This is a genomic window from Paractinoplanes tereljensis (assembly GCF_016862435.1).
In the GTDB taxonomy this organism is placed as follows: Bacteria; Actinomycetota; Actinomycetes; order Mycobacteriales; family Micromonosporaceae; genus Actinoplanes; species Actinoplanes tereljensis.
On sequence record NZ_BOMY01000038.1, the window covers coordinates 150,273 to 169,921 of the forward strand.

At 71.8% G+C, this 19,649-nt stretch carries 11 protein-coding genes; 4 read left to right on the forward strand and 7 right to left on the reverse strand.

The window, feature by feature from the left end; translation table 11 throughout:
• Nucleotides 1–19: 19 nt before the first annotated feature.
• Both Ate02nite_RS29150 and Ate02nite_RS29155 read right to left on the reverse strand, forming a co-directional pair.
• On the reverse strand, nucleotides 20–1,432 hold the full coding sequence (locus tag Ate02nite_RS29150) for a dihydrolipoyl dehydrogenase family protein (protein ID WP_203811031.1): 1,413 nt from the start codon (nucleotides 1,430–1,432) through the stop codon (nucleotides 20–22).
• Nucleotide 1,433: 1 nt separating this feature from the next.
• Complete coding sequence (locus Ate02nite_RS29155; protein WP_203811032.1) at nucleotides 1,434–1,991, reverse strand: hypothetical protein; 558 nt, start codon at nucleotides 1,989–1,991, stop codon at nucleotides 1,434–1,436.
• A gap of 134 nt (nucleotides 1,992–2,125) precedes the next feature.
• On the opposite strand from Ate02nite_RS29155, the gene Ate02nite_RS29160 reads away from it, so the two are divergent.
• Nucleotides 2,126–2,698 (forward strand): TetR/AcrR family transcriptional regulator, encoded by a 573-nt coding sequence (locus Ate02nite_RS29160; protein ID WP_203811033.1) that lies wholly within the window; start codon nucleotides 2,126–2,128, stop codon nucleotides 2,696–2,698.
• Here Ate02nite_RS29160 and lon read toward each other — a convergent pair.
• On the reverse strand, nucleotides 2,695–4,950 hold the full coding sequence (lon, locus tag Ate02nite_RS29165) for an endopeptidase La (protein WP_239147790.1): 2,256 nt from the start codon (nucleotides 4,948–4,950) through the stop codon (nucleotides 2,695–2,697). The two genes, Ate02nite_RS29160 and lon, sit on opposite strands and share 4 nt — an antisense overlap.
• A 262-nt stretch (nucleotides 4,951–5,212) precedes the next feature.
• On the opposite strand from lon, the gene Ate02nite_RS29170 reads away from it, so the two are divergent.
• Nucleotides 5,213–7,114, forward strand: a complete 1,902-nt coding sequence (locus Ate02nite_RS29170) for a DUF4153 domain-containing protein (protein WP_239147780.1) — start codon at nucleotides 5,213–5,215, stop codon at nucleotides 7,112–7,114.
• Nucleotides 7,115–7,193: 79 nt separating this feature from the next.
• Nucleotides 7,194–8,648 carry a GGDEF domain-containing protein gene (locus tag Ate02nite_RS29175; protein WP_203811035.1) on the forward strand — a complete coding sequence of 485 codons (1,455 nt, stop codon included), beginning with the start codon at nucleotides 7,194–7,196 and terminating at the stop codon, nucleotides 8,646–8,648.
• Nucleotides 8,649–8,685: 37 nt separating this feature from the next.
• On the opposite strand, the gene Ate02nite_RS29180 is transcribed toward Ate02nite_RS29175, so the two are convergent.
• Complete coding sequence (locus Ate02nite_RS29180; protein WP_203811036.1) at nucleotides 8,686–13,422, reverse strand: DUF8189 domain-containing protein; 4,737 nt, start codon at nucleotides 13,420–13,422, stop codon at nucleotides 8,686–8,688.
• Nucleotides 13,423–13,541: 119 nt separating this feature from the next.
• On the opposite strand from Ate02nite_RS29180, the gene Ate02nite_RS29185 reads away from it, so the two are divergent.
• The gene (locus Ate02nite_RS29185) at nucleotides 13,542–16,310 is read left to right on the forward strand and encodes an AfsR/SARP family transcriptional regulator (protein ID WP_203811037.1); all 2,769 of its coding nucleotides are present in this window, start codon (nucleotides 13,542–13,544) and stop codon (nucleotides 16,308–16,310) included.
• Between the two features lie 63 nt (nucleotides 16,311–16,373).
• On the opposite strand, the gene Ate02nite_RS29190 is transcribed toward Ate02nite_RS29185, so the two are convergent.
• Genes Ate02nite_RS29190 through Ate02nite_RS29200 form a run of 3 tightly spaced genes read right to left on the reverse strand, consistent with a single transcriptional unit; the run spans nucleotide 16,374 to nucleotide 19,554 of the window.
• Nucleotides 16,374–17,672 carry a glycosyltransferase family 2 protein gene (locus tag Ate02nite_RS29190; protein WP_239147781.1) on the reverse strand — a complete coding sequence of 433 codons (1,299 nt, stop codon included), beginning with the start codon at nucleotides 17,670–17,672 and terminating at the stop codon, nucleotides 16,374–16,376.
• Nucleotides 17,666–18,646, reverse strand: coding sequence for a glycosyltransferase family protein (locus Ate02nite_RS29195; RefSeq protein ID WP_203811038.1), 981 nt, complete (start codon nucleotides 18,644–18,646; stop codon nucleotides 17,666–17,668). The genes Ate02nite_RS29190 and Ate02nite_RS29195 overlap by 7 nt, the downstream gene beginning before the upstream one ends.
• Nucleotides 18,643–19,554, reverse strand: a complete 912-nt coding sequence (locus Ate02nite_RS29200) for a WcbI family polysaccharide biosynthesis putative acetyltransferase (protein WP_203811039.1) — start codon at nucleotides 19,552–19,554, stop codon at nucleotides 18,643–18,645. The genes Ate02nite_RS29195 and Ate02nite_RS29200 overlap by 4 nt, the downstream gene beginning before the upstream one ends.
• Nucleotides 19,555–19,649: the final 95 nt, after the last annotated feature.

The window sequence follows — 19,649 nt, forward strand, 5'->3', positions numbered from 1 at the left end:
TTTCGAAAATCAGAAAACCTCAGCGGCCGTACGCCTCGAGCAGGCGCAACCAGACCTCGCTGACGGTCGGGTAGGCGGGTACGGCATGCCACAGCCGGTCCAGCGGCACCTCGCCGACCACCGCGATGGTCGCCGCGTGCAGCAGTTCGGCGACGTCCGGACCGACCAGGGTGACGCCGACGATCACCCGCCGGTCCTCGTCCACGACCATCCGGGCCTGCCCCTGGTAGTCGTCGGCGTGCAGCGCGGACCCCGCGACCGCGGCCAGGTCGTAGTCGACGACCCGGGTCCGCAGGCCGGCCGTCTGCGCCGCCGCGGCGGTCAGCCCCACCGACGCGACCTCGGGGTCGGTGAAGACGACCTGCGGCACGGCCCGCTCGTCGGCGGTGGCGACGTGCCGGCCCCACCGGCCGTCCTCGACCGCGCCGCCCCGGGCGCGCGCCACGATCACGTCGCCGACCGCCCGGGCCTGGTATTTGCCCTGGTGGGTCAGCAGGGCACGCCGATTGACGTCGCCGGCCGCGTACAACCAGCCGCCGTCCACGTCGACGACCCGCAGCGTGTCGTCGACGTGGAGCCATTCACCGGCCTTGAGCCCGATCGCGTCGAGCCCGATGTCCTGCGTGTTCGGCGTGCGGCCGATCGCGACCAGGAGCTCGTCGGCGTCGACCTGCGCGCCGCCGGTGAGCGTGAGGTGCACGACCCCGGCGCCGTCCCGGCTCACCGACGCGACCTCGGCCTCGAGGTGCACCGACGCGCCGGCCTGCCGCAGCGACTGCGCGACCCGCTCACCGGCGAACGGCTCCGCGAGGTGCAGCACCCCGTCCCGGGCCAGCATCGTCACCGCGGATCCGAGGCCGGTGAACGCGGTTGCCATCTCCGCGGCCACCACCCCGCCCCCGATGATGGCGAGCCGAGCGGGCACCTCCTTCGCGGCGGCCGCCTCCCGGCTGGTCCACGGCGCCGACTCACGTAGCCCGGCGATGTCCGGCAGCAGCGCACCGCTCCCGGTGGCGACGACGACCGCGTGCCGCGCGGTGAGCGTCGTCGTCGACCCGTCCGCGCCGGTCACCTCGACGACCCGCTCGGCGGTGATCCGCCCCTGGCCTCGGTACAGCGTGATGCCGGCCGACTCCAGCCAGGACACCTGCCCGTCGTCCTGCCAGTTCGAGGCGAAGGCGTCCCGCCGGCGCAGCACCGCGGCCGCGTCCAGTTCCCCGGTCACCGCCTCCCGGGCGCCCGGCAGCCGGCGCGCGGCGTTCAGCGCGGCCGCACTGCGCAGCAGCGCCTTGGTCGGCATGCAGGCCCAGTACGAGCACTCGCCGCCGACCAGTTCCCGCTCGACCACGGCGACGGTCAGCCCGCCCCGCACGATCCGATCGGCGACGTTCTCCCCGACCGGCCCCGCGCCGATGACTACGACGTCGTACATCTCAGTTTCCCTTCGCCGTACGGCCGAGGCGGATGGCCGCGATGAGGAAGAAGATGGCGCCCGGGATGGCGTAGCCGACGGCGTTGGTCAGCACCGGGTTGTCCGCGGAGGCACTGGCGATGAACGATCCGCCGGCCAGCACCGAGATGCCGCCACTGATGATCATCGGCCACTGCCCGCCCATCCGGCGGCGGGGCACCGCCACGATCAGCTGAACGAGACCGGCGACCACCGCCCAGGCGCCCCAGACCCGCAGCACCGCCGGGATGCCGGACGCGGCCCCGACGGCCAGCCCGACCGCGGCCAGCGAGCTGATCGCGACGTTCACGTAGAGCAGCACCGGCGATCCGGTGGCGCGCGACGCCCGGGCGTCGACGAGGGCGGCGGCCACGTCGAACAGCGGATAGATGACCAGCAGCGTCGCGGTGAGCGGGTTGAGGTGCTTGGCGAGCGGGATCATCACGAGGGCCCAGACGAGCGCGAACGCGAAGCGGACGAAGTACAGGCGCCGCAGGGCGGCGGCCGTCGTCGAGATACCGGGGGCGGCAACGGTGGTCATGGCTTCCCTTCGAGGGAGAACGAACGTTCTGTCTCAGGGAACGATGACGGCTCGGGCGACGGCTGTCAAGACCGAACGTTCTATCCACCTTTTGCCGATGGCAAGACCGAACGTTCTGTCGCTACGCTGACGGGATGACGCGTCCGTCCGAGGCTCGAGAGCGCCTCCTCACCACCGCGGCCGGCATCTTCTACGCCGAGGGCATCCACGCGGTCGGGGTCGACCGGATCATCGCCGAGGCCAAGGTGACCAGGGCCACCTTCTACCGCCACTTCCCCGGCAAGGAAGACCTGGTGCTGGCCTATCTGCTCGGCGCCGACGCGGCCATCCGCGGGCAGATCGACGCGGCCATCGGCACCGGCCAGTCGTCCGCCGACACCGTCCGGGCCGTGGCCACCTCGATCGCCGACGGCATCCGCTCCCCCGGCTTCCGAGGCTGCGCCTTCCTGAACGCCGTAGCCGAGTACCCCGACCCGGCCCACCCGGTGCACCAGGCGGTCCTGGCCCACCGGCAGTGGTTCCTGGACACGATCAACGCCTTGATGGCCGACATCGAGGAGACCAAGGCCGCAGCCGCCGCGCAGCACTTCGTCATGCTGCGCGACGGCGCCATGGCCGCCGGCTGCCTCTTCGACCCGGCCCAGATCTGCGACACCTTCCTCCGCGGCGTCGAGGGCCTGGTCCAGATCCACGGCTCCCGGCGTTAGGCCGCGGTCGTCACCACGCCGGGCGACACCGACTCCAGGGCCGAGGCGAGGATCTCTCGGACGTCGGAGACTATGTGCACGGTCAGGGCGGCCAGGACGTCGGTGGGGACGTCGTCCAGGTCGGGCTCGTTGCGCTGAGGCAGGTAGACCTCGGTCAGGCCGGCTCGCTGGGCGGCCAGCAGCTTCTGCTTCACGCCGCCGATCGGCAGGACCCGGCCGGTCAGGGAGACCTCGCCGGTCATCCCCACCTCGGCCCGGACGTTGCGGCCCAGCAGCAGCGAGACCAACGCGGTCGTCATCGTGACGCCTGCGGACGGGCCGTCCTTGGGCACCGCGCCCGCCGGCACGTGCAGGTGGATCGGGTGATCCAGCTGTTCCGGTGAGATGCCCAGCTCGTCGGCGTGGGCCCGGACGTAGGAGAGGGCGATCTGCGCCGACTCCTTCATCACGTCGCCCAGCTGGCCGGTTACCGACAGGCCGCCCTTGTCGCCGGGCAGCAGGGACGCCTCGATGTACAGGACGTCGCCGCCCATCCCGGTCACGGCCAGGCCGGTGGCCACCCCGGGGACGGCGGTGCGTTCCGAGGACTCCGGCATGAAGCGGGGGCGGCCGATCAGGTCCTTGAGGTCATCCGCCCCGACCGTCGCCGGCAGCTCACGCAGGGCGACCTTGCGGAACGCCTTGGCCAGCAACCGCTCGAACGACCGGACGCCGGCCTCGCGGGTGTAGTTCGCGGCGACCTCCCGCAGCGCCTCCTCGGTGACGGTCACCTCGTCGGCGGACAGGGCGGCCCGCTCCAGCTGCCGGGGCAGCAGGAAGTCGCGGGCGATCGCGACCTTGTCGTTCTCGGTGTAGCCGTCTATCGAGATCAGCTCCATCCGGTCGAACAGGGCCTGCGGGATGGTGTCCAGCACGTTGGCGGTCGCGATGAACAGCACGTCGGACAGGTCCAGGTCGAGGTCGAGGTAGTGGTCGCGGAACGTGTGGTTCTGCGCCGGGTCCAGCACCTCCAGCAGCGCCGCCGCCGGGTCGCCGCGGTAGTCACTGCCGACCTTGTCGACCTCGTCCAGCAGCACGACCGGGTTCATCGAGCCGGCCTCCTTGATCGCCCGGACGATGCGGCCGGGAAGAGCGCCGACATAGGTACGGCGGTGGCCGCGGATCTCCGCCTCGTCCCGCACGCCGCCCAGCGCGACCCGGACGAACTTGCGGCCCAGCGTGCGCGCGACCGACTCGCCCAGCGAGGTCTTACCGACCCCGGGCGGACCGGCCAGCAGGATCACCGCTCCGGAGCCCCGCCCGCCGACGGTGGTCAGGCCACGCTCCTCGCGGCGGGCCCGGACGCCGAGGTATTCGACGATGCGTTCCTTGACCTCGGCCAGGCCGTGGTGGTCGGCGTCGAGCACCGCACGGGCCGCCTCCAGGTCGGTGTTGTCCGTGGTGCGAGCGGCCCAGGGCAGGTCGAGGACGGTGTCGAGCCAGGTGCGGATCCAGCCCGCCTCGGGGTTCTGGTCGCCGGCCTTCTCCAGCTTGTCGACCTCGCGCAGCGCCGCCTCGCGGACCGCGTCGGGCAGCTCGGCCGCCTCGACCCGGGTGCGGTAGTCGTCGGTGCCGGCCGCGTCGCCCTCGCCGAGTTCCTTGCGGATCGCCTTGAGCTGCTCGCGCAGCAGGTACTCCCGGTTGCGCTTCTCCACCGACTCGCGTACGTCGGTCTCGATCTTGTCGCTGACCTCGGACTCGGCCAGGAAGTCCCGGGTCCAGTCGATCAGCAGCCGCAGCCGGGCCTCGACGTCGGGCGTCTCCAGCAGCTCACGCTTGCGGTCGTTGGCCAGGTACGGCGCCCAGCCGGCCGTGTCGGCCAGGTCACCGGGATCGTCGATGGCGCTGACCGAGTCGATGACCTGCCACGCCTCGCGGCGCTGCAGCACCGAGACGACCAGCTGCTTGTATTCGGCGGCCAGTTCGCGGACGTGCGCCGTCGGCGCGTCCACCGCGACCGGCTCGGCCTCGACCCACAGGGCCGCGCCCGGGCCGGTCACACCGCTGCCGATCTTGGCCCGCACCGCGGTACGCAGCATGGCGGCCGGCGAACCGCCGCGGGACTTGCCCACCTGCCGCACGCTCGCCACCACGCCGTGCGAGGCGTAGCGGTCCTCGAGCCGCGGGGCGATGAGCAGCTCGGAGCCGGACGAGGTGCGGGCCGCGTCCACCGCGGCCTGGGCCGCCTCGTCCAGCTCGATCTGCACGACCATGCCCGGGAGCAGCACGATGTCGTCAAGGAACAAAACGGGGAGTCGTTTGCTGGCCACCCGGCACCTCCAGAAAGTTGAGTACGTGGTGCTCAACTTCGAGTGGTCCCGCCCTCTTCCGGCGTTCACCGCAAGCGAAAATCTCGCCACCTCCCGCATCCGTGCCAATCCGGTCGTTCGTCGCGGCGATACGGACCCGTCGCGGCGTAGAAATTTCGGTGCATACGGCTTACGGTGTGCGAACTGACCAACCGAGGAGGGTGTAGTGGCGGACCTGCCACCCGAGCAGCCTGATTCCACCGACGAGAACAAAGCCGTTCCCGTGCCGGCACCCCAGCTGCTGGTCATGCCGCCCAACGACGCGATCCCGTCGATGGTCTGGCCGGGGACCGAAGGCGAAACGGCATGGGCGATCCCGGTCCAGATCCCATCCGGTACGCGGGGGTACGCCCTGTTCGTACCGATGGTCGCCGCCCCGGCGTCCGTCCCGGCAGTCGAAAAGCCCGTGGTCAAGCCGCCCGTGACCACCCCGAAGCCAGCCGAGAACACGACCCCGAAACCCCCTCCGGCGGTGATTCCGCAGCGTCCGGCACCGCAGCGTCCGGCACCGCAGTCACCCCCGTACGCGGCGCGCCCGTTCGGCCGATACGAGCCGGCGCCGAGCCCGTGGCAGGCGTTCCGGAAGAAGAACTGGCCCGCGCCGAAGGAGGCGCAGGGCTGGGCCGTTCCGGCCGGCGTACTCGCCGGGGCTCTTGGATTTTTGATCTTCCTGCCGCTGGACCGGGTGGGTATCGGCTGGTTCCTCGGCTGGCTGGCGCTGACGCTGGGGGTGGGGTTCGCCGTCCACAAGTCCCCCGACCTGCCGCGCCGCGAGCGGCTGATCCGGGCCGGCTGGGCCGCGGCCGCACTCGCCCTGATGCTCATCCCGGCGTTCCGCAACGCCTGGTGGCTGGTGACGTTCAGCGTGCTGGGCGCGATCGGCTGCACCGCGCTGGCGATCGTCGGCGGCCGGCAGGTCCGGTCGATCCTGTTCAGCCTGATCGCCGCCCCCTACGCGGCCTTCGCCGGCATCCCGTGGGTCCGCCGGCACCTGAAGGCGAGCCCCAACCCGGGAATCGCCCGGCGGGCCTTCTTCTCGGTCGCCCTGACCGTCGTGGTGCTGCTCGTCTTCGGGGCGCTGCTGTCCTCCGCCGACGTCGCGTTCTCCCAGCTCCTGGACGACGTCATCCCCGATTTCGCGATCGGCTCGGTCTTCCAGTGGATCTTCCTGGCGGTGGCCGGCGGCCTGCTCGCCGTCTCCGGGATCTACACGCTGACCGCCCCGCCGAAGACGTCGAGCCTGGACACCGAGGGCCGGGGCCGGTTCGGCCTGATCGAGTGGGCACCGGCCGGCGCCGCGCTGGTGCTGCTGTTCGGCGGCTTCGTGGCGGTCCAGTTCACCGTGCTGTTCGGCGGAAGCCGGCACGTGCTCAAGACGGCCGGGCTCAGTTACTCGCAGTACGCCCGCAGCGGCTTCTGGCAGCTGGTGGCGGTCACCCTGCTGTCCCTGGCGCTGATCGCCGCCCTGGCCCGCTGGGCGAAACGGGACCAGCCGATCGAACGGCTGCTGTTGCGCGTACTCCTGGGTCTGCTCTGTGCCCTTAGCGTCGTTATCGTGGCCTCCGCGCTGTCGCGGATGTGGGAGTACCAGCGGGTTTACAGCTTCACCGGCGAGCGGATCTTCGTGATGGCGTCGGAGATGCTGCTCGGCGTGATCTTCGTGCTGATCGCGGTCGCCGGCATCAAGTGGCAGGGCCGGTGGATCCCGGCGACCACCGTCGGGCTGGCCGTGCTGATGCTGCTCGGCCTGGCCGCGCTGGACCCCGAGGGTTATGTGGCCAGCCGCAACGCTGCCCGCTACGCGGGCTCCGGCAAGATCGACGCCTGGTACCTGCGTGCTCTTTCGGCCGACGCGACTCCGGCTCTGACCAAACTGCCCGATCCGGTACGCCGATGCACGCTCAGCTGGATCGCGGAGGATCTCAAGGAACCCGACCCCTGGTACGCCTGGAACCTCGGCCGGGTGCAGGCTCGCCAGGCCCTCAAGGAACTGGGTCCCGGCGCGATCGGCAACCAGAAGGACTGCAAGTCCGCCGACCAGTTCGACCTGCCCAAGACCCGAAGGTAATTGTTGGTGCTCCGGTCCCCGGACCGGAGCACCGAACTGAAGGCCTGAAGATCGCGCGTCCCGGGCCGATAAGCAGCGTATGAGACGTGTTCCGGCGCCGGCGGTTCCGATCTTCGCCGCGCTCATGGGCTCGGTGTCCGTTTTCGCCCCGGGGACCAACGCCGCACACGTCGCGTACCTCATCGGGTTCAGCGGTGTGGTGCTGTGCGCGTGGCTCGGCCTGCGGACCATCTCCGGGCCGAGCAAGGGCGCATTCCGGCTGGTCACCGCCGCGCTGACGGTCTGGCTGGCCGGCGACATCCTGTACGACCTGATGGACCGGTTCGCCGGCCCGCTCGGCGACGTCTCCCCGTCCGACCTGCTCTGGCTGGCCGGCTATCCGCTGCTGATGGCGGCCATGGTCAAGCTGGTCCGGTTGCGGGCGCCCGGCCGGTTACGGGACGGCCTGCTCGACGCCGCCGCCATGACGACGGTGGTGGCCTGGCTGTTCTGGCAGTTCCTGATCCTGCCGGCGGCCGAGGCCCAGGACCTCTCCCCCGGCATGGTCGTCGGCGCGCTCTACCCGTTCGGCGACGTGATGTTCTTCGCCGGCACCGCGATCCTGGTCTTCGCCCCCGGCGCGACCCGCGGGTCGGCCCGTTACCTGGTCTCGGCCCTGATCCTGACCATCATCGGCGACGTCAGCATCTCGCTGCTGCCGGTGCTGTTCGAGAACCTGTCCCGGTCGGGCCAGGCGGACCGGTTCGACGGCCTGCTCCTGCTCGCGAACAGCCTGCTCGCGGCGGCCATCGTGCGTCAGGACGCGGCGAAGGTCGCCGAGCCGGACCGTGGGGTGGCATCGCAGCGGCTGCACCCGGCCCGGGTGGTGTTCCTCGGCATCGCCCTGGTGGTGCTGCCCACGGTGACCGGCCTGCACTCGTTCGGCACGCTCCTCAGCCGGGTCTCCCTGCTCGTCTCGATCGCGCTGCTGACCACGTTCATCCTGATGCGCTTCGTCTTCGTGGTGCGCGAGCAGGAGCGGATGAAGATCGCGCTGGCGCACCGGGCCGAGCACGACCAACTGACCGGACTGGCCAACCGGACCACCCTGCACAGCCAGCTGGAGCTGGAACTGCTCCGGGCCTCCGGTTTCGGCCCGCTCGTGCTCTACCTGGATCTCGACGGCTTCAAACAGATCAACGACCGGTACGGCCACGCCGCCGGCGATCTGATCCTGGTCGAGTTCGCCCGGCGGCTGACCAGCACGATCCGCCCGGCCGACACGGCGGCCCGGTTCGGCGGCGACGAGTTCGTCGTGCTGACCACCGCCGTCCACGACGAGGCCGACGCCGGGCGGCTGGCCGACCGGCTGCGCGCGCTGGCCGACGAGCCGGTCGCCTGGCGCGGCGAGACTCTCCGCTTCGGCGTCAGCGTCGGCCTGGCGGCGTGGGGCCCGCTGGAACGGCCGAACGCCGACGGCCTGTTCGCCGCGGCCGACGCGGCCATGTACGCCGAGAAGACCGCCCGCAAGCCGGCCACCGCCGACCAGACGTGATGGTGCTCCGGTCCCGCACCGGAGCACCATCCGCCTTCTACCAGCCGACCCAGTCGGACCAGCCGCCGCCGGCCAGCTGCCAGCGGGTCTGTGGCCGGCCGTCGGTGGCCACCGCGAACACCTGGACCCGGCCGTCGGTGACCCCGGTGGTCACGCCGACCAGGCCGGTGCCGAACGTGGTGTTCCAGTCGGTCCAGCCGGTGGTTCCGTTCGGGGCCAGCTGGTACTTCTGGGCGAGCGTGCCGGTCGTGCTGGTGCCGAACGCCTCCAGGTGACCGTCGGCGTTGGCGACCATGGACAGCCTCGTCGACGCTCCGGCCCAGTCCTTCCAGGCCGACCACGTCGTCCCACCGGGGGTGCTCTGCTGGCGCTGGTAGGTCTTGCCGGCCGGGTTGGCCGCCAGCACCTCCAGCCGGCCGTCCAGGTCCTTGGCCACGGCGACCGAGTGCAGGTTGTACACCCCTTCGAACAGTGACGCGGACTTCCAGTCGTTGGGTCCGGTGGCCTGTTGGATGCTGTGCGTCACCCAGCCGATGAGCGGATTGGTGGCGTACAGCTCCAGGGCTCCGGCGGCGTTGCGGACCACCGCGATCGAGTCGGCCAGCGCCCCGGCCACGATCGCCCAGTCGGACCAGGTCGTGGCCGAGGTCTGCCAGCGGTGCCAGACCTGGTTGGCCGGCGACACCCCGAACACCTCGATGGTGTCGCTGCTGTTGGTGGCCGCGGCCAGGCCGGTCAGGGTTACCCCGGCCGGGCCGCCGAAGTCGGTCCACGGTCCCCATCCGCCGGACGAGCCGGCGGCGTTCTGGGTGCGGTGGGCCAGCACGCCGTCGTCGAAGGCGAAAGCCTCCAGCCGGCCGTCCGAGCGCCGGGCCGCCGCCAGTGGCGCCCCGTTCGGCGCCACCCCGGTGATGATGACGTCCACGCCCGCGCAGGCCAGGGCCGAGGCGAGGACGATGTCGTCGCCGCCGGTCCGGGCTTCCACCCGGTAACAGGTGCCGGGCGTGTTGTCGGTGAACGTGTACGCCGTACCCGTGCCGGTCTTGCTGCCGCTGGGCCGCACGGCCGCCTGGGACACGAACTGGCCGGCCGCGGTGTAGCGGGACACCACGAAGCTGTCCTCCCCGGCTGACTTGTCGGTCCAGGTGACCGTCGTGTGACCGCCGGAGTACAGGGCCGAGGTCACCACCGGGGCGTCGGCCGCGCAGATCGTGTAGACGAGGTCGACCGCGGTGCCCGGGGTCGCCGTGGTGTTCGCGGCCGGGGTCTGGCTGTCCACCGTGCCGAACGGCTTGGTGCAGTCGCTCTTCGCGGTGCGGCTGCCCGCGGTCAGGCCGGCCCGGGTGATCGCGGCCTGGGCCAGGTTCCAGCCGAGTCCCTTCACGTCGGGGACATCGGCGACGCCGACGGTCCATGTGAACTGGTACGCGTTGCCGGCCGTCCCGCCGGCGTCCCGCGCGGTCACGGTGACCGTCGAGGTCCCCTCGCTGCCGGGCCGGCCCTGGATGAGAGCGCCGTTGAGCGTGAGCCCGGACGGCAGACCGGTGGCGGTGTAGGTGTACGGCGCCTTGCCACCGCTGGTGAACTGGTTGAGGTCGAGGCTGACGTCCTGGGTCGTGGTGCCGGACCGCTTACCGATACCGCCGGTGACGGCCGGCGAGTGCGACATCCGGTCGGCGGCCCGCAGTTGGGCAAGCGTCTGCGCGATCGACGGCAGCTGCTCGTGGTAATCACCGTCGTACAGCTGCTTGAAATGCACGTCGAATCGGGTTTTCAGGTTGTCGGCCCGCCGCAGGGACTGCTCGACCAGGCAGTTGCCGAGTGGGTCGCCGGGACCGGCCGGGAAGGTGGCGCACGGCGGGTCGGTGGGCTCGGTGAACGTCTGGTTCTTGATCGGCCGCTGGGTGTCGACCGGGCAGGTGGACCCGCAGCTGTAGTTGTCCCGCGCGATCTGGACCGCGCCGGTGATCGTCGGGTCGGCCGGCAGGTCACCGAGCAGCCTGTATTGACCGGAGAGCAACCCGGACAGCACCGGGTCGGACTGCACCGCGATCGGAAACCCGAGCTGCGCGTACGCCTGGGTCAGGCGCCGGGCGGTGTTCATGCTCCTGATCGCGGCCGACGCCGGGGAGGACGGGTTGGTCAGCGCCGCGCTGACGCTGTCGTACAGGAACTTCTGCCGGGACAGCAGGAACTGCCGCACCGAGGCCGTGGCCGCCGTGACCGCTGTCGCGTCGGTGGTGGCTTTCGCGTTCGCCTCGAAGGCGTACCGGGCCGAGTTGGCCCAGGTGTTGCCCAGCTGGGTTCCCGGCTCCAGGTAGGTGTGGCAGCTGAAGATCGTGCAGGTCGTCTCGAACTTGATCTCCTCCGGCCAGGTGTACGCCGTGGTCACCACGTTCTGCCAGGCGGCAGTGGGGTTGAGCCGGTACCGGAGATGGATGTCCAGCCGCAGATGACCGTACGAGGATCGGACCCCGCTGCCCTCCGGCTCGTTGTAGCGGATGTTCGTCCAGCTCGGCGACTCGCAGATGGACACCTCGGGCAGTTCCTTGGCCCCGGCCGGGGGCTGATCGAGGCGGGGCGCGTACGCGTAGTTGATCAGTTTCACCTGGTCCGGCAGCTTGGCGAGACTGACGTTCGCAGGCCGGTCGATCTGCGCCGATCCGTCGCAGGAGGTCACCTTGGCCGGGTCGGTCGGCACCGGCGGGGCCGGGGACAGCGCCGTGGAGCCGTCCCAGAACAGCTCGTACGTCTTCGGCGTCTTGATCTGGGCGCCGTCGGCGTTCGGTTCGTAGCGGTTCAGCACGTCCGAGGTTCGGATCGTCGTCAACGCCGCCGAAAGGTTCTGCACCCCGGTGCGGTAGTCGGTGTCGAGCGACTTGAACAGGTTGTTGCGGTAGCCGCCGGCCGGGTCCGGGGCGGTCACCGGGTGGGTGAAACTCGCGGCGGTGTCCAGGATCCGCTGCCCGGCGATCTGGATGTCGTTCGAGCGGCTGGACGCGACCTGCCGGGCGTAGTCCGGGTTCTGCAGCTGCAGCAGGGCGTACGCCTGCCCGCCGAGGTCCCACACGCCCAGGTTGCCGAGCGGCGACGAGGGCACCACGATCGCCGGGTCACGCTTCGACGCGTACCGGGCCAGGTAGTTGATCGATCGGGTTTCGCCGTTGCTGTTGAGCACCGCGGCCGGGTCGAGCGCCGGATTGTCGGCGTCGGTGGCCGGGAGCACGAACGCGGCGTCGTCGGCCAGCTGGGTGCTGGCCAGATGCAGGTCGGTCTCGGCCCCGACGTAGTCCGGCTGGTAGGCCGGGATCGGGGTGCCGAACTGCTCGGCGTACCCGATGTACTTGTCGATCGAGGTGCGGACGTTGACCAGTTCGGCCTGCCCGATCGCGGTGAGGATGCTGGCCGTCACCTCCTCCAGCCGCAGCCCGAGCTGGGCGACGTTCTGCTGGAGCACCTGCAGCTGCGCGGCGTTGCCCGCGATGGCGTCGCTGAGCTTGTCGAACTCGCTGATCATCGTGTTGTAGATGGTGTTGAGCCGGGCGTCGATCCGCTCGAACGAGGCCGCCATCTCCTTCTGCAGGTCCTTGACCTGGCCCTGGAGCTCCTTCACCTGGTCGAGGATCTGCTGGCTGATATCCGGCTTGTCGGCTCCGAACAGGCCGACGACCGACATGACCGCGCCGAACACGTTGCCGGTCATGGTTACCGTGGCCAGGCTGAAGATCTTCGACGCGACACCGCTGATCTTCGAGATGTCCTCGGCGTACTTCGCGACCGCCTTCACCGCGGTGACGACCGCGCCGCCGACCACCTTCACCTGGTTGGCGAACGTGGAGTCCACCTCCTTGAGGACCGGGTCGAGCGCGTCGAGGGCGGCCTTGTAGCGGTCCACCGCCGATTCCTGTTCGTCGGCCTTCTTCTCGGCGGCCTTCTGGTTCGCCGCGGTGCAGGTCGTCGCGGGCGGCGTCGTCGCCGGACAGTTGCTGGCCTGGATGAGCGCCTGGGCGTTCACCTGCGCGCCCAGTGTCGAGATGTCGTCGAAGATGATCGCGACCTGCGCGTGTGCCGCGGCCGCGAACGCGTCCGGATCGCCGGTCAGCGACAGCAGCTTGTCCAGGTCGACGAGGCCGCGGAGTTCGTCGGCGGCCTTCAACTGATCCAGCGAGGCGGCCGCGTCGAGCGAGACCGGTGCGCCCAGGACGGCGTTCCACGCCTGGGCGAAAACAGAATCATCCGCGGCCGTACGCCGTACGTCCGCCCACAGGTTCGACAGCAGCGCGGGCCGGTTCCGCACCCAGGACAGCCCCGTCAGCGCCCCCTCGCTGAGGTCTTCCCGGTTGTCCAGCGGGCCCACCGCACTGCCGGCCAGACCGGCGACGAAAGCCCGGATGTGCGACGCCGAGCGGGCCGGGCCGGCGGCCGGCGCCGAGAGCAGCTCGATCGAGCGGGCCATCAGGGCCGGCTCGTCCCGCTGCAGATCGGTGGCGGTCAGGCCGGAGTCCAGCAACTGCTTCTCGGCGGCCAGCTCGGCCTGGCTCTCGCCCAGAGTGGCGACCGGGTGCAGCCGGCGCCACTCCAGGAAGTCCGCCGACACCGTGGCTGCCTTGACCAGCCCCAGATCGTCGCCGAAGCGAACCTCGGCCAGCCCGGCGAACAGCTGGCTCGCCAGCGCGCCGGTGTCCACCGTGATCGGGTCGGCCGCCCGGGCCGGCACGCCGATCCCGGTGACCAGCAAAGTCGTCGTTAATACGCCCACCAGCAGACGCCTCACGTGTTCCCCCAATTTCTGACGTCAGGTCGGGCACACGCTGGCACCGCCCGCCAACACGGGCCCAACACCGCCCTAATTCGGTGTCGACAATGGACGCGGGTCGGCTACCTTTTCGAGACATGCGCGAAGAGCCGTCCGTCGGGGTGCGGTTGCTGGGGCCGGTCGACGTCCGGGTGGCCGGTCGAGCGCCCCGGCTGTCGGGGCTGCGACGCAAGGCGGTGCTGGCGGTGCTGGCCCTGCACCGCGGCGAACCGGTCGGCAGCGAGCGGCTGGTCGACATCGTGTGGGGGCCGAACCCGCCCGCCAGTGTCGCGAGCGCGCTGCAGAACACCGTCTCCTACCTGCGTGGTCTGCTCGGCGACCGGTCGCGGATCCCGAACGGCGCCGGCGGTTACCGGCTGTCGCTGCCGCCGGGCGCGATCGACCTCGAGCGGGCCGAGTCGCTGATCCGGGCCCGGACGACCGACGCCGACCCCCGCGAGCGGGTGACCCGGCTGCGCACCGCGCTGGGTCTCTGGCGCGGGGAGTCGCTCGCCGATGTCGCCGACGTGGACTGGCTGGCCGAGCAGGCCCGGCAACTCGAACAACTACGCGCCACCGCGGGCGTGTCGCTTATCGATGCGCGGATGGCCCTCGGTGAACATGCCGACGTCGTGCTCGAGCTCCAGCAGGCCGCGCAGACCCACCCGTACCGGGAAGATCTGTATCGGCAGTTGATCTTGGCCCTTTATCGGTGCGGCCGGCAGGCCGATGCGCTCGCCGCCTACCAGCGGCTGCGTGACGCGATGCGCGACGAGCTCGGCATCGAACCGGGACCGGCTCTGCGCGACCTCGAGGTGGCGGTCCTGCGGCAGGATCCCGCACTCGACCTGGTCGTGCCGATCACCGCGTCGGCCCCGGCACCGCGACCGGCTCAGTTGCCGCACGCGCCGCGCACGTTCGCGGCGCGGACCGTGGAACTCGCGCGGCTGGACGAGACGACGAGCGGGCTGACGGTCATCTCCGGCACGGCCGGTGTCGGCAAGACCACGCTGGCCGTGCACTGGGCCAACCGCGCCGCCGACGCGTACCCCGATGGCCAGCTGTACGTGAACCTGCGCGGCTTCGACCCCGGCGGGCAGGCCCGTCCGTCCGATGTGCTTCGTGGTTTCCTGCGCGCCCTGGGCGTCGCCGTCCGCGACATCCCGGCGACCGTCGAGGAGCAGATCGCCCTCTACCGCACCACGATGACCGGCCGGCGCATCCTCGTCCTGCTCGACAACGCCCGCGACGAGGATCAGGTACGCCCGCTGCTGCCCGGCGGGACCGACGCGCTCATCCTGGTCACCAGCCGCAACCGGCTCACCGGGCTGGTCGTCGCCGAGGGAGCCCGGGCCGTTCCGCTGAAGCGGCCGTCCGCCGCCGATGCCCGGCAGATCCTGCACCGGCGGCTCGGCCCCCGGCGGATGGCGGCCGCGCCGGGCGTGGTCGACGACATCATCGCCCGGTGCGCGCGGCTGCCGCTGGCGCTCGCCGTGGCCGCCGCGCACGCCGCCACCGACCCGTCGCTGAGCCTGGCCGCGGTCGCCGGGCAGCTGAGCGAAGGCCTCGACTCCTTCCCGGGCGGAGACCCGGCAACCGATGTGCGGGCGGTGTTCTCCTGGTCGTACCGTGCCCTCAGCGCACCCGCCGCCGAGCTGTTCCGGCTGCTCGGGGTGTTCCCGGCGGCACCCGACTTCTCGCTGGCCGGCCTGGCCAGCCTGGCCGGGCTCACACCGCGGCAGACCCGGCCGCTGGTCGCCGAACTGGTCCGCAACCACCTGCTCAGCGAGATCAGCCCCGGCCGGTACGGGTGCCACGACCTACTACGCGCGTTCGCCTTCTCGCTCGGGCCGGAAGGCGACGCGCTGGCCCGCCTGCTCGAGCACTACCTGCACACCGCGTACGCCGCGAAGTGCCTTTACCAGCCGCCGCGTGACCCGATCACGCTCGCGCCGGCCCGGCCCGGGGTGCACCTCGCCGACCTGCCCGGCACGGCCGAGGCCGCCGCGTGGTTCGCCCGGGAGTTGCCCGCGCTGCTGGCCGCCGTCCGGCTCGACCCACCGGAATCGGGGTGGCGTCCGTGGCAGCTGGCGTGGACCGTGAGCGTGCACCTGGAACGGCAGGGCCGCTGGTCCGACTACGCGGCGGTGCACCAGGCCGGCCTGGCGGCGGCCGACCGGGCGGATGATCGGATCGGGCAGGCGTACGCGCATTTCTTCCTCAGCCGCGCGGCCCGGCACCGGAACCGCGAGGACGACTGCCACGACCACCGGGACCGGGCGATCGCCCTGTTCCGCGAACTGGGCGATCCGATCGGCGAGGCCGGCGTCCATCTCGACCGCGCCTCGGCCGACCAGGCCGACGGCCGCACGGCGGACGTGCTGGCCCACGCGTCGCGGGCGCTGGAGTTGTACCGCTCGGCCGGATTCCGGTCCGGCATCGGGCACGCGCTGTCGGACCTGGCCTGGATGCACCTGAGCCACGACAACCTGGCCGAGGTACGCGACCTGGCCGAGCAGGGTTTGGCGCTGCACCTCGAGAACGGCGACGGCCGGGCCCAGGCCGACACCTGGGACACACTCGGCAGCCTGCACATCCGGCAGGGCGACCTGCGCCGCGGCGTCGAGTGCTACGAGCGGGCCATCCTGCTCTACCACCAACTGGCCGACCCCTACAACGAAGCCGACAGCCTGACCGCCCTGGCCACCGACCTGGCCGGCGCGGGCGCCGCCGCCGAGGCCCACCAGGCCCAGCTGAGAGCCACCGCGCTGCTGCCCCACCTGGCCCGTTCCGAATCCTCCCGAATCCGGCAGAAAGTTTCTACGGTCGAACTATTGACCATGGAGCTTTCAACACAGTCGCGCTGATCGAGGAAATCATGACCGGGCGAGCTCAGGAGAGGCGGGCATGACAACCGATCCTTCCGATTCTCAGGCCCAGCCTCCGAGGTAGCCCGCGAGGCCGGGATCGGCGTCGAGCGGATCGGGATCGGCATCCGGGTGGACGCGGGTCTCGAACTGGTCCTGCCCCCACGTCGCGCGGCGGGCCCGGGCGCGTGCGGAGTCGATCCGGATCGCGGGGGCTTCGGGTGGTCCGAGCAGGACGCTACCGAGGGTGCCGACGCCGACCGTCGACACCGCCTGCCGCAGGAGGTCGGACACCCGGTCGGCGCGAACCGCCACCGGCACGTCGACGACCACGCGGGGGTTGGGTTCCGGGACGGGCCAGCCGCTCGTCACCCGCTGATCCGCGGCGAAGACCTTTGCGAACTCGGCAGGCACGCAGACCGTGGCCTCGGGCAGCGCCGCGAGCAACGAATCGACGCACACGTACGCCGCCGCGCTCGAGGGCGCCGCCCCGAGCCGGATCGCGACGTCCACGCCGGCGGTGCGAAGCCCGTACCCGCGCGAGCCGGCGACCGGGATGTGCTCGGTGAGCAGCAGCGTCTCGGCGTCCTTGCGGGCCCGGCGGGCCGGGTCGTCGCGGTCGCGGCCGGCCCAGTCGGGTCCGTCGTGCCAGGCCACCGCGTCGGCGACGTGCGCGAAAACGGCACCGCCGAGCCAGGCGCGGTACACCCATTCCCAGTCCTCGCCGCCGTAGGCGCGAAATTGCTCGTCGAACCCGCCGACCCGGTCGAAGAACCAGCGGGAGCAGGCGAGCGCGGCGCCGATCAGGTACCGGTAGCTCCGGTCGTCGGCGTCGAGCAGGTCCCGGGAGTGCCGGTAGGCGTCCCGCAGCCACTGCGGTTCGGGCAGTTCGGCGGCGGGACCGGCCTGTTCGACCGGGGCGTCGACCGGTAGTCCGGCAAGGTCGGCGTGCCGCCGCCGGCCGACGACGACCGCTTCCGGTGCGAGCGCCGGAAGCCGGGCCATCCGGGCGAGGTAGCCGGGCTCGGGCACAGTGTCGGCGTCGAGGAAGCAGAGCACGTCGCCGGTGGCGGCCGAGGCGCCGAGGTTGCGGGCGGCCGCCACCCGGAATCCCTCGTCGGCCTGGCGCAGGAGCCGGACCCCGGCCGGGACCCGCGGCGGCTCCGGTGATCCGTCGTCGACGACGATCAACTCGGTGCGGCCGGCGGGATGGGTCTGCCGGCCGAGCGCCGCGAGCGTGCGGTCGAGCTCCGCCTGCTGCTGGTAGTGCGCGACGACGACCGACACGGCCGGCGGCTTCGCGGGTTCCAGCCCGTCGAGCAGATCCCAGCGGTTGCCGGGCACGGAACGGCCGTTCACCATGCGATGTCTCCTGTCCACCAGCGGAGGTAGGCCGCGGCGGTGTCGTCGAGGTGTGGGCGGGTGACCGCATCCGCCGCCAGCCACGTCGACGCGGGGTCGGCGAGCGCCTCGGCGAGCGCCTCGGCGAGCCGGGCGGGTGCGACCAGGCGGACGGTGCCGGGCCGCAGCTCGGCCATCTCCCGGGGGTAACGCCCGTCGACGACGAGGGGCCGGCGACCGGCGGCGATCCAGGTCGCTAGGGAACCGGAGGCCGAGAAGTGCCGATGCGCCACGACCGGCACGGCGACCGCCCGGCAGCGCTCGACGAGATCCTTCTCGGGCACGTAGCCGGTCACCCCGACGGTGATCCCCCGGGCCCGGGCGTGTTCGACGAAGGCCAGCAGGTCGGCCTCGTGGCCGGCGGACGCAGAGCCGAGCACGGTCAGGTGTGCCCCGGCGGGAAGCGCGTCGACGACCTCGGCGTGGCCCTTGCCCGGATAGAAGAAGCCGAGCACGGCGAGGTCGGGACTGTTCGCCGCGGTCCTGACGGTCCGCGGGGCGGGCGTGACCGGCAGGGGCACGACGCCGAGGACCCGGGGCACGATGCCGGCCTCGGTCAGGTGTGCCGCCTCGTGCCGGCTGTTGACGACCACGCCCCGGGCGGCGCCGGCCACGCGGGCGTAGCAGGCGGTGCGGCGCGGCCGGTTGCGCGGGCCGTCGGAAGCCTGCGGGACGTCGTGCAGGGTGACGGTGAGCGCCGTCCGGGCCGCGATGCGTTCCACAAGCGCGGCCGCCGCCTCCGGCGAACCGGCCCAGAGCCGGTCGGTGAAGTGCAGATGCGCGCGCTCCGGCGGGTGTTCACCGAGCAGCACACCGGCGGCGACGGCCAGGCCCAGGCCGGTGGCCGCCTCCGCCGCCGTGGCGAGGTCCCGGGCCGCGACGGTGACCCCGTGGCGCTCGTCGGTGGTGATGGCCAGGGCGGGTAGCCGGCTCATCCGAGGCCCAGGATCCGCCGGGCGTCCGCGTGCCGGGCCAGACCGGCCCGCACCGCGTCGGGGTGCCGCGCGTACCAGTCCAGATGTGCTTCGCGAACGACTCCGGCCTCGACCACACGGCCGTCGACCACCCAGTGCGGGCGGTCCGGTTCGTCGAGACCCCAGGCCTCGGCGACCGCCGGCTCGCGCGGCGCGTGGATGGAGTCGAGCAGCGGCCGGCCCGGGTCGACGACGTGCTCGGGCAGGCCGAGGGCCGCCCGGACGCGCGCGGCGAGCACGGTCCAGACCGGGTTGCCGGGGTGATTGAGGGTCCGCATCTGCGCGAACGACGGTGCTTCGAACAGGTCGGAGACGACCACCGTGCCGTGCGCGACCTCCCGGGTGCGCAGCTGGTCGAGGGAGTGCCGGGCGATCGCCCGGACCGCCGGCACGTCGAGCCGCGAGCGCCCGCGCAGACCGGCGGCCTCGGCGAGAACGCGCAGGTCGTGATAGGCGACGACCGGCGGGACCAGGCTCGGGTCGGACGGCGGGCGGACGATCACGTGCGCCGGGTAGAGCCCCGCGAAACGGATCACCGGCACCCGCAACGTCCGGCCGCCCGGGCCGAGCTGTTCGCTCAGCTGCGCCGAGCCGAGCGGAAGGCCGTGGTAATCGTCGCGGATCGGCTGCGTGATCAGCAGGGTCGTCCGGGCCAGCCAGCGGGCGAGGTGCGGGAGGTCGGCGGCGACGAGTTCGTGAACCGGCGGCAGCCGGACGGTGCGCAGCCCGCCGCCGTCGAGCATGAGACGCAGCGATTCCGCCTGGCAGTTGCCGACGACCAGAACGGCCGGACCATCGCCGGCCGGCTCCTCAAGACCATAGAAAACCCCGAAATGACGGGTACGGGGATCCGGTCGCGGTGCTGCCACGAGGTGCTGTTGTGCCCGTACGACCTGTGGTTATGCCTGTTCGGAGCTGTCGCCAACGTCTCAATGATCTCCCGGTGCCGGGTGTGTAATTCGGC

Coding starts and splice junctions, on each gene's coding strand:
- Ate02nite_RS29150 (WP_203811031.1), bottom strand. CDS start 1,432: ATGTACGACGTCGTAGTCATCGGCGCGGGGCCGGTCGGGGAGAACGTC.
- Ate02nite_RS29155 (WP_203811032.1), bottom strand. CDS start 1,991: ATGACCACCGTTGCCGCCCCCGGTATCTCGACGACGGCCGCCGCCCTG.
- Ate02nite_RS29160 (WP_203811033.1), top strand. CDS start 2,126: ATGACGCGTCCGTCCGAGGCTCGAGAGCGCCTCCTCACCACCGCGGCC.
- lon (WP_239147790.1), bottom strand. CDS start 4,950: ATGGTCGTGCAGATCGAGCTGGACGAGGCGGCCCAGGCCGCGGTGGAC.
- Ate02nite_RS29175 (WP_203811035.1), top strand. CDS start 7,194: ATGAGACGTGTTCCGGCGCCGGCGGTTCCGATCTTCGCCGCGCTCATG.
- Ate02nite_RS29185 (WP_203811037.1), top strand. CDS start 13,542: ATGCGCGAAGAGCCGTCCGTCGGGGTGCGGTTGCTGGGGCCGGTCGAC.
- Ate02nite_RS29190 (WP_239147781.1), bottom strand. CDS start 17,672: ATGGTGAACGGCCGTTCCGTGCCCGGCAACCGCTGGGATCTGCTCGAC.
- Ate02nite_RS29195 (WP_203811038.1), bottom strand. CDS start 18,646: ATGAGCCGGCTACCCGCCCTGGCCATCACCACCGACGAGCGCCACGGG.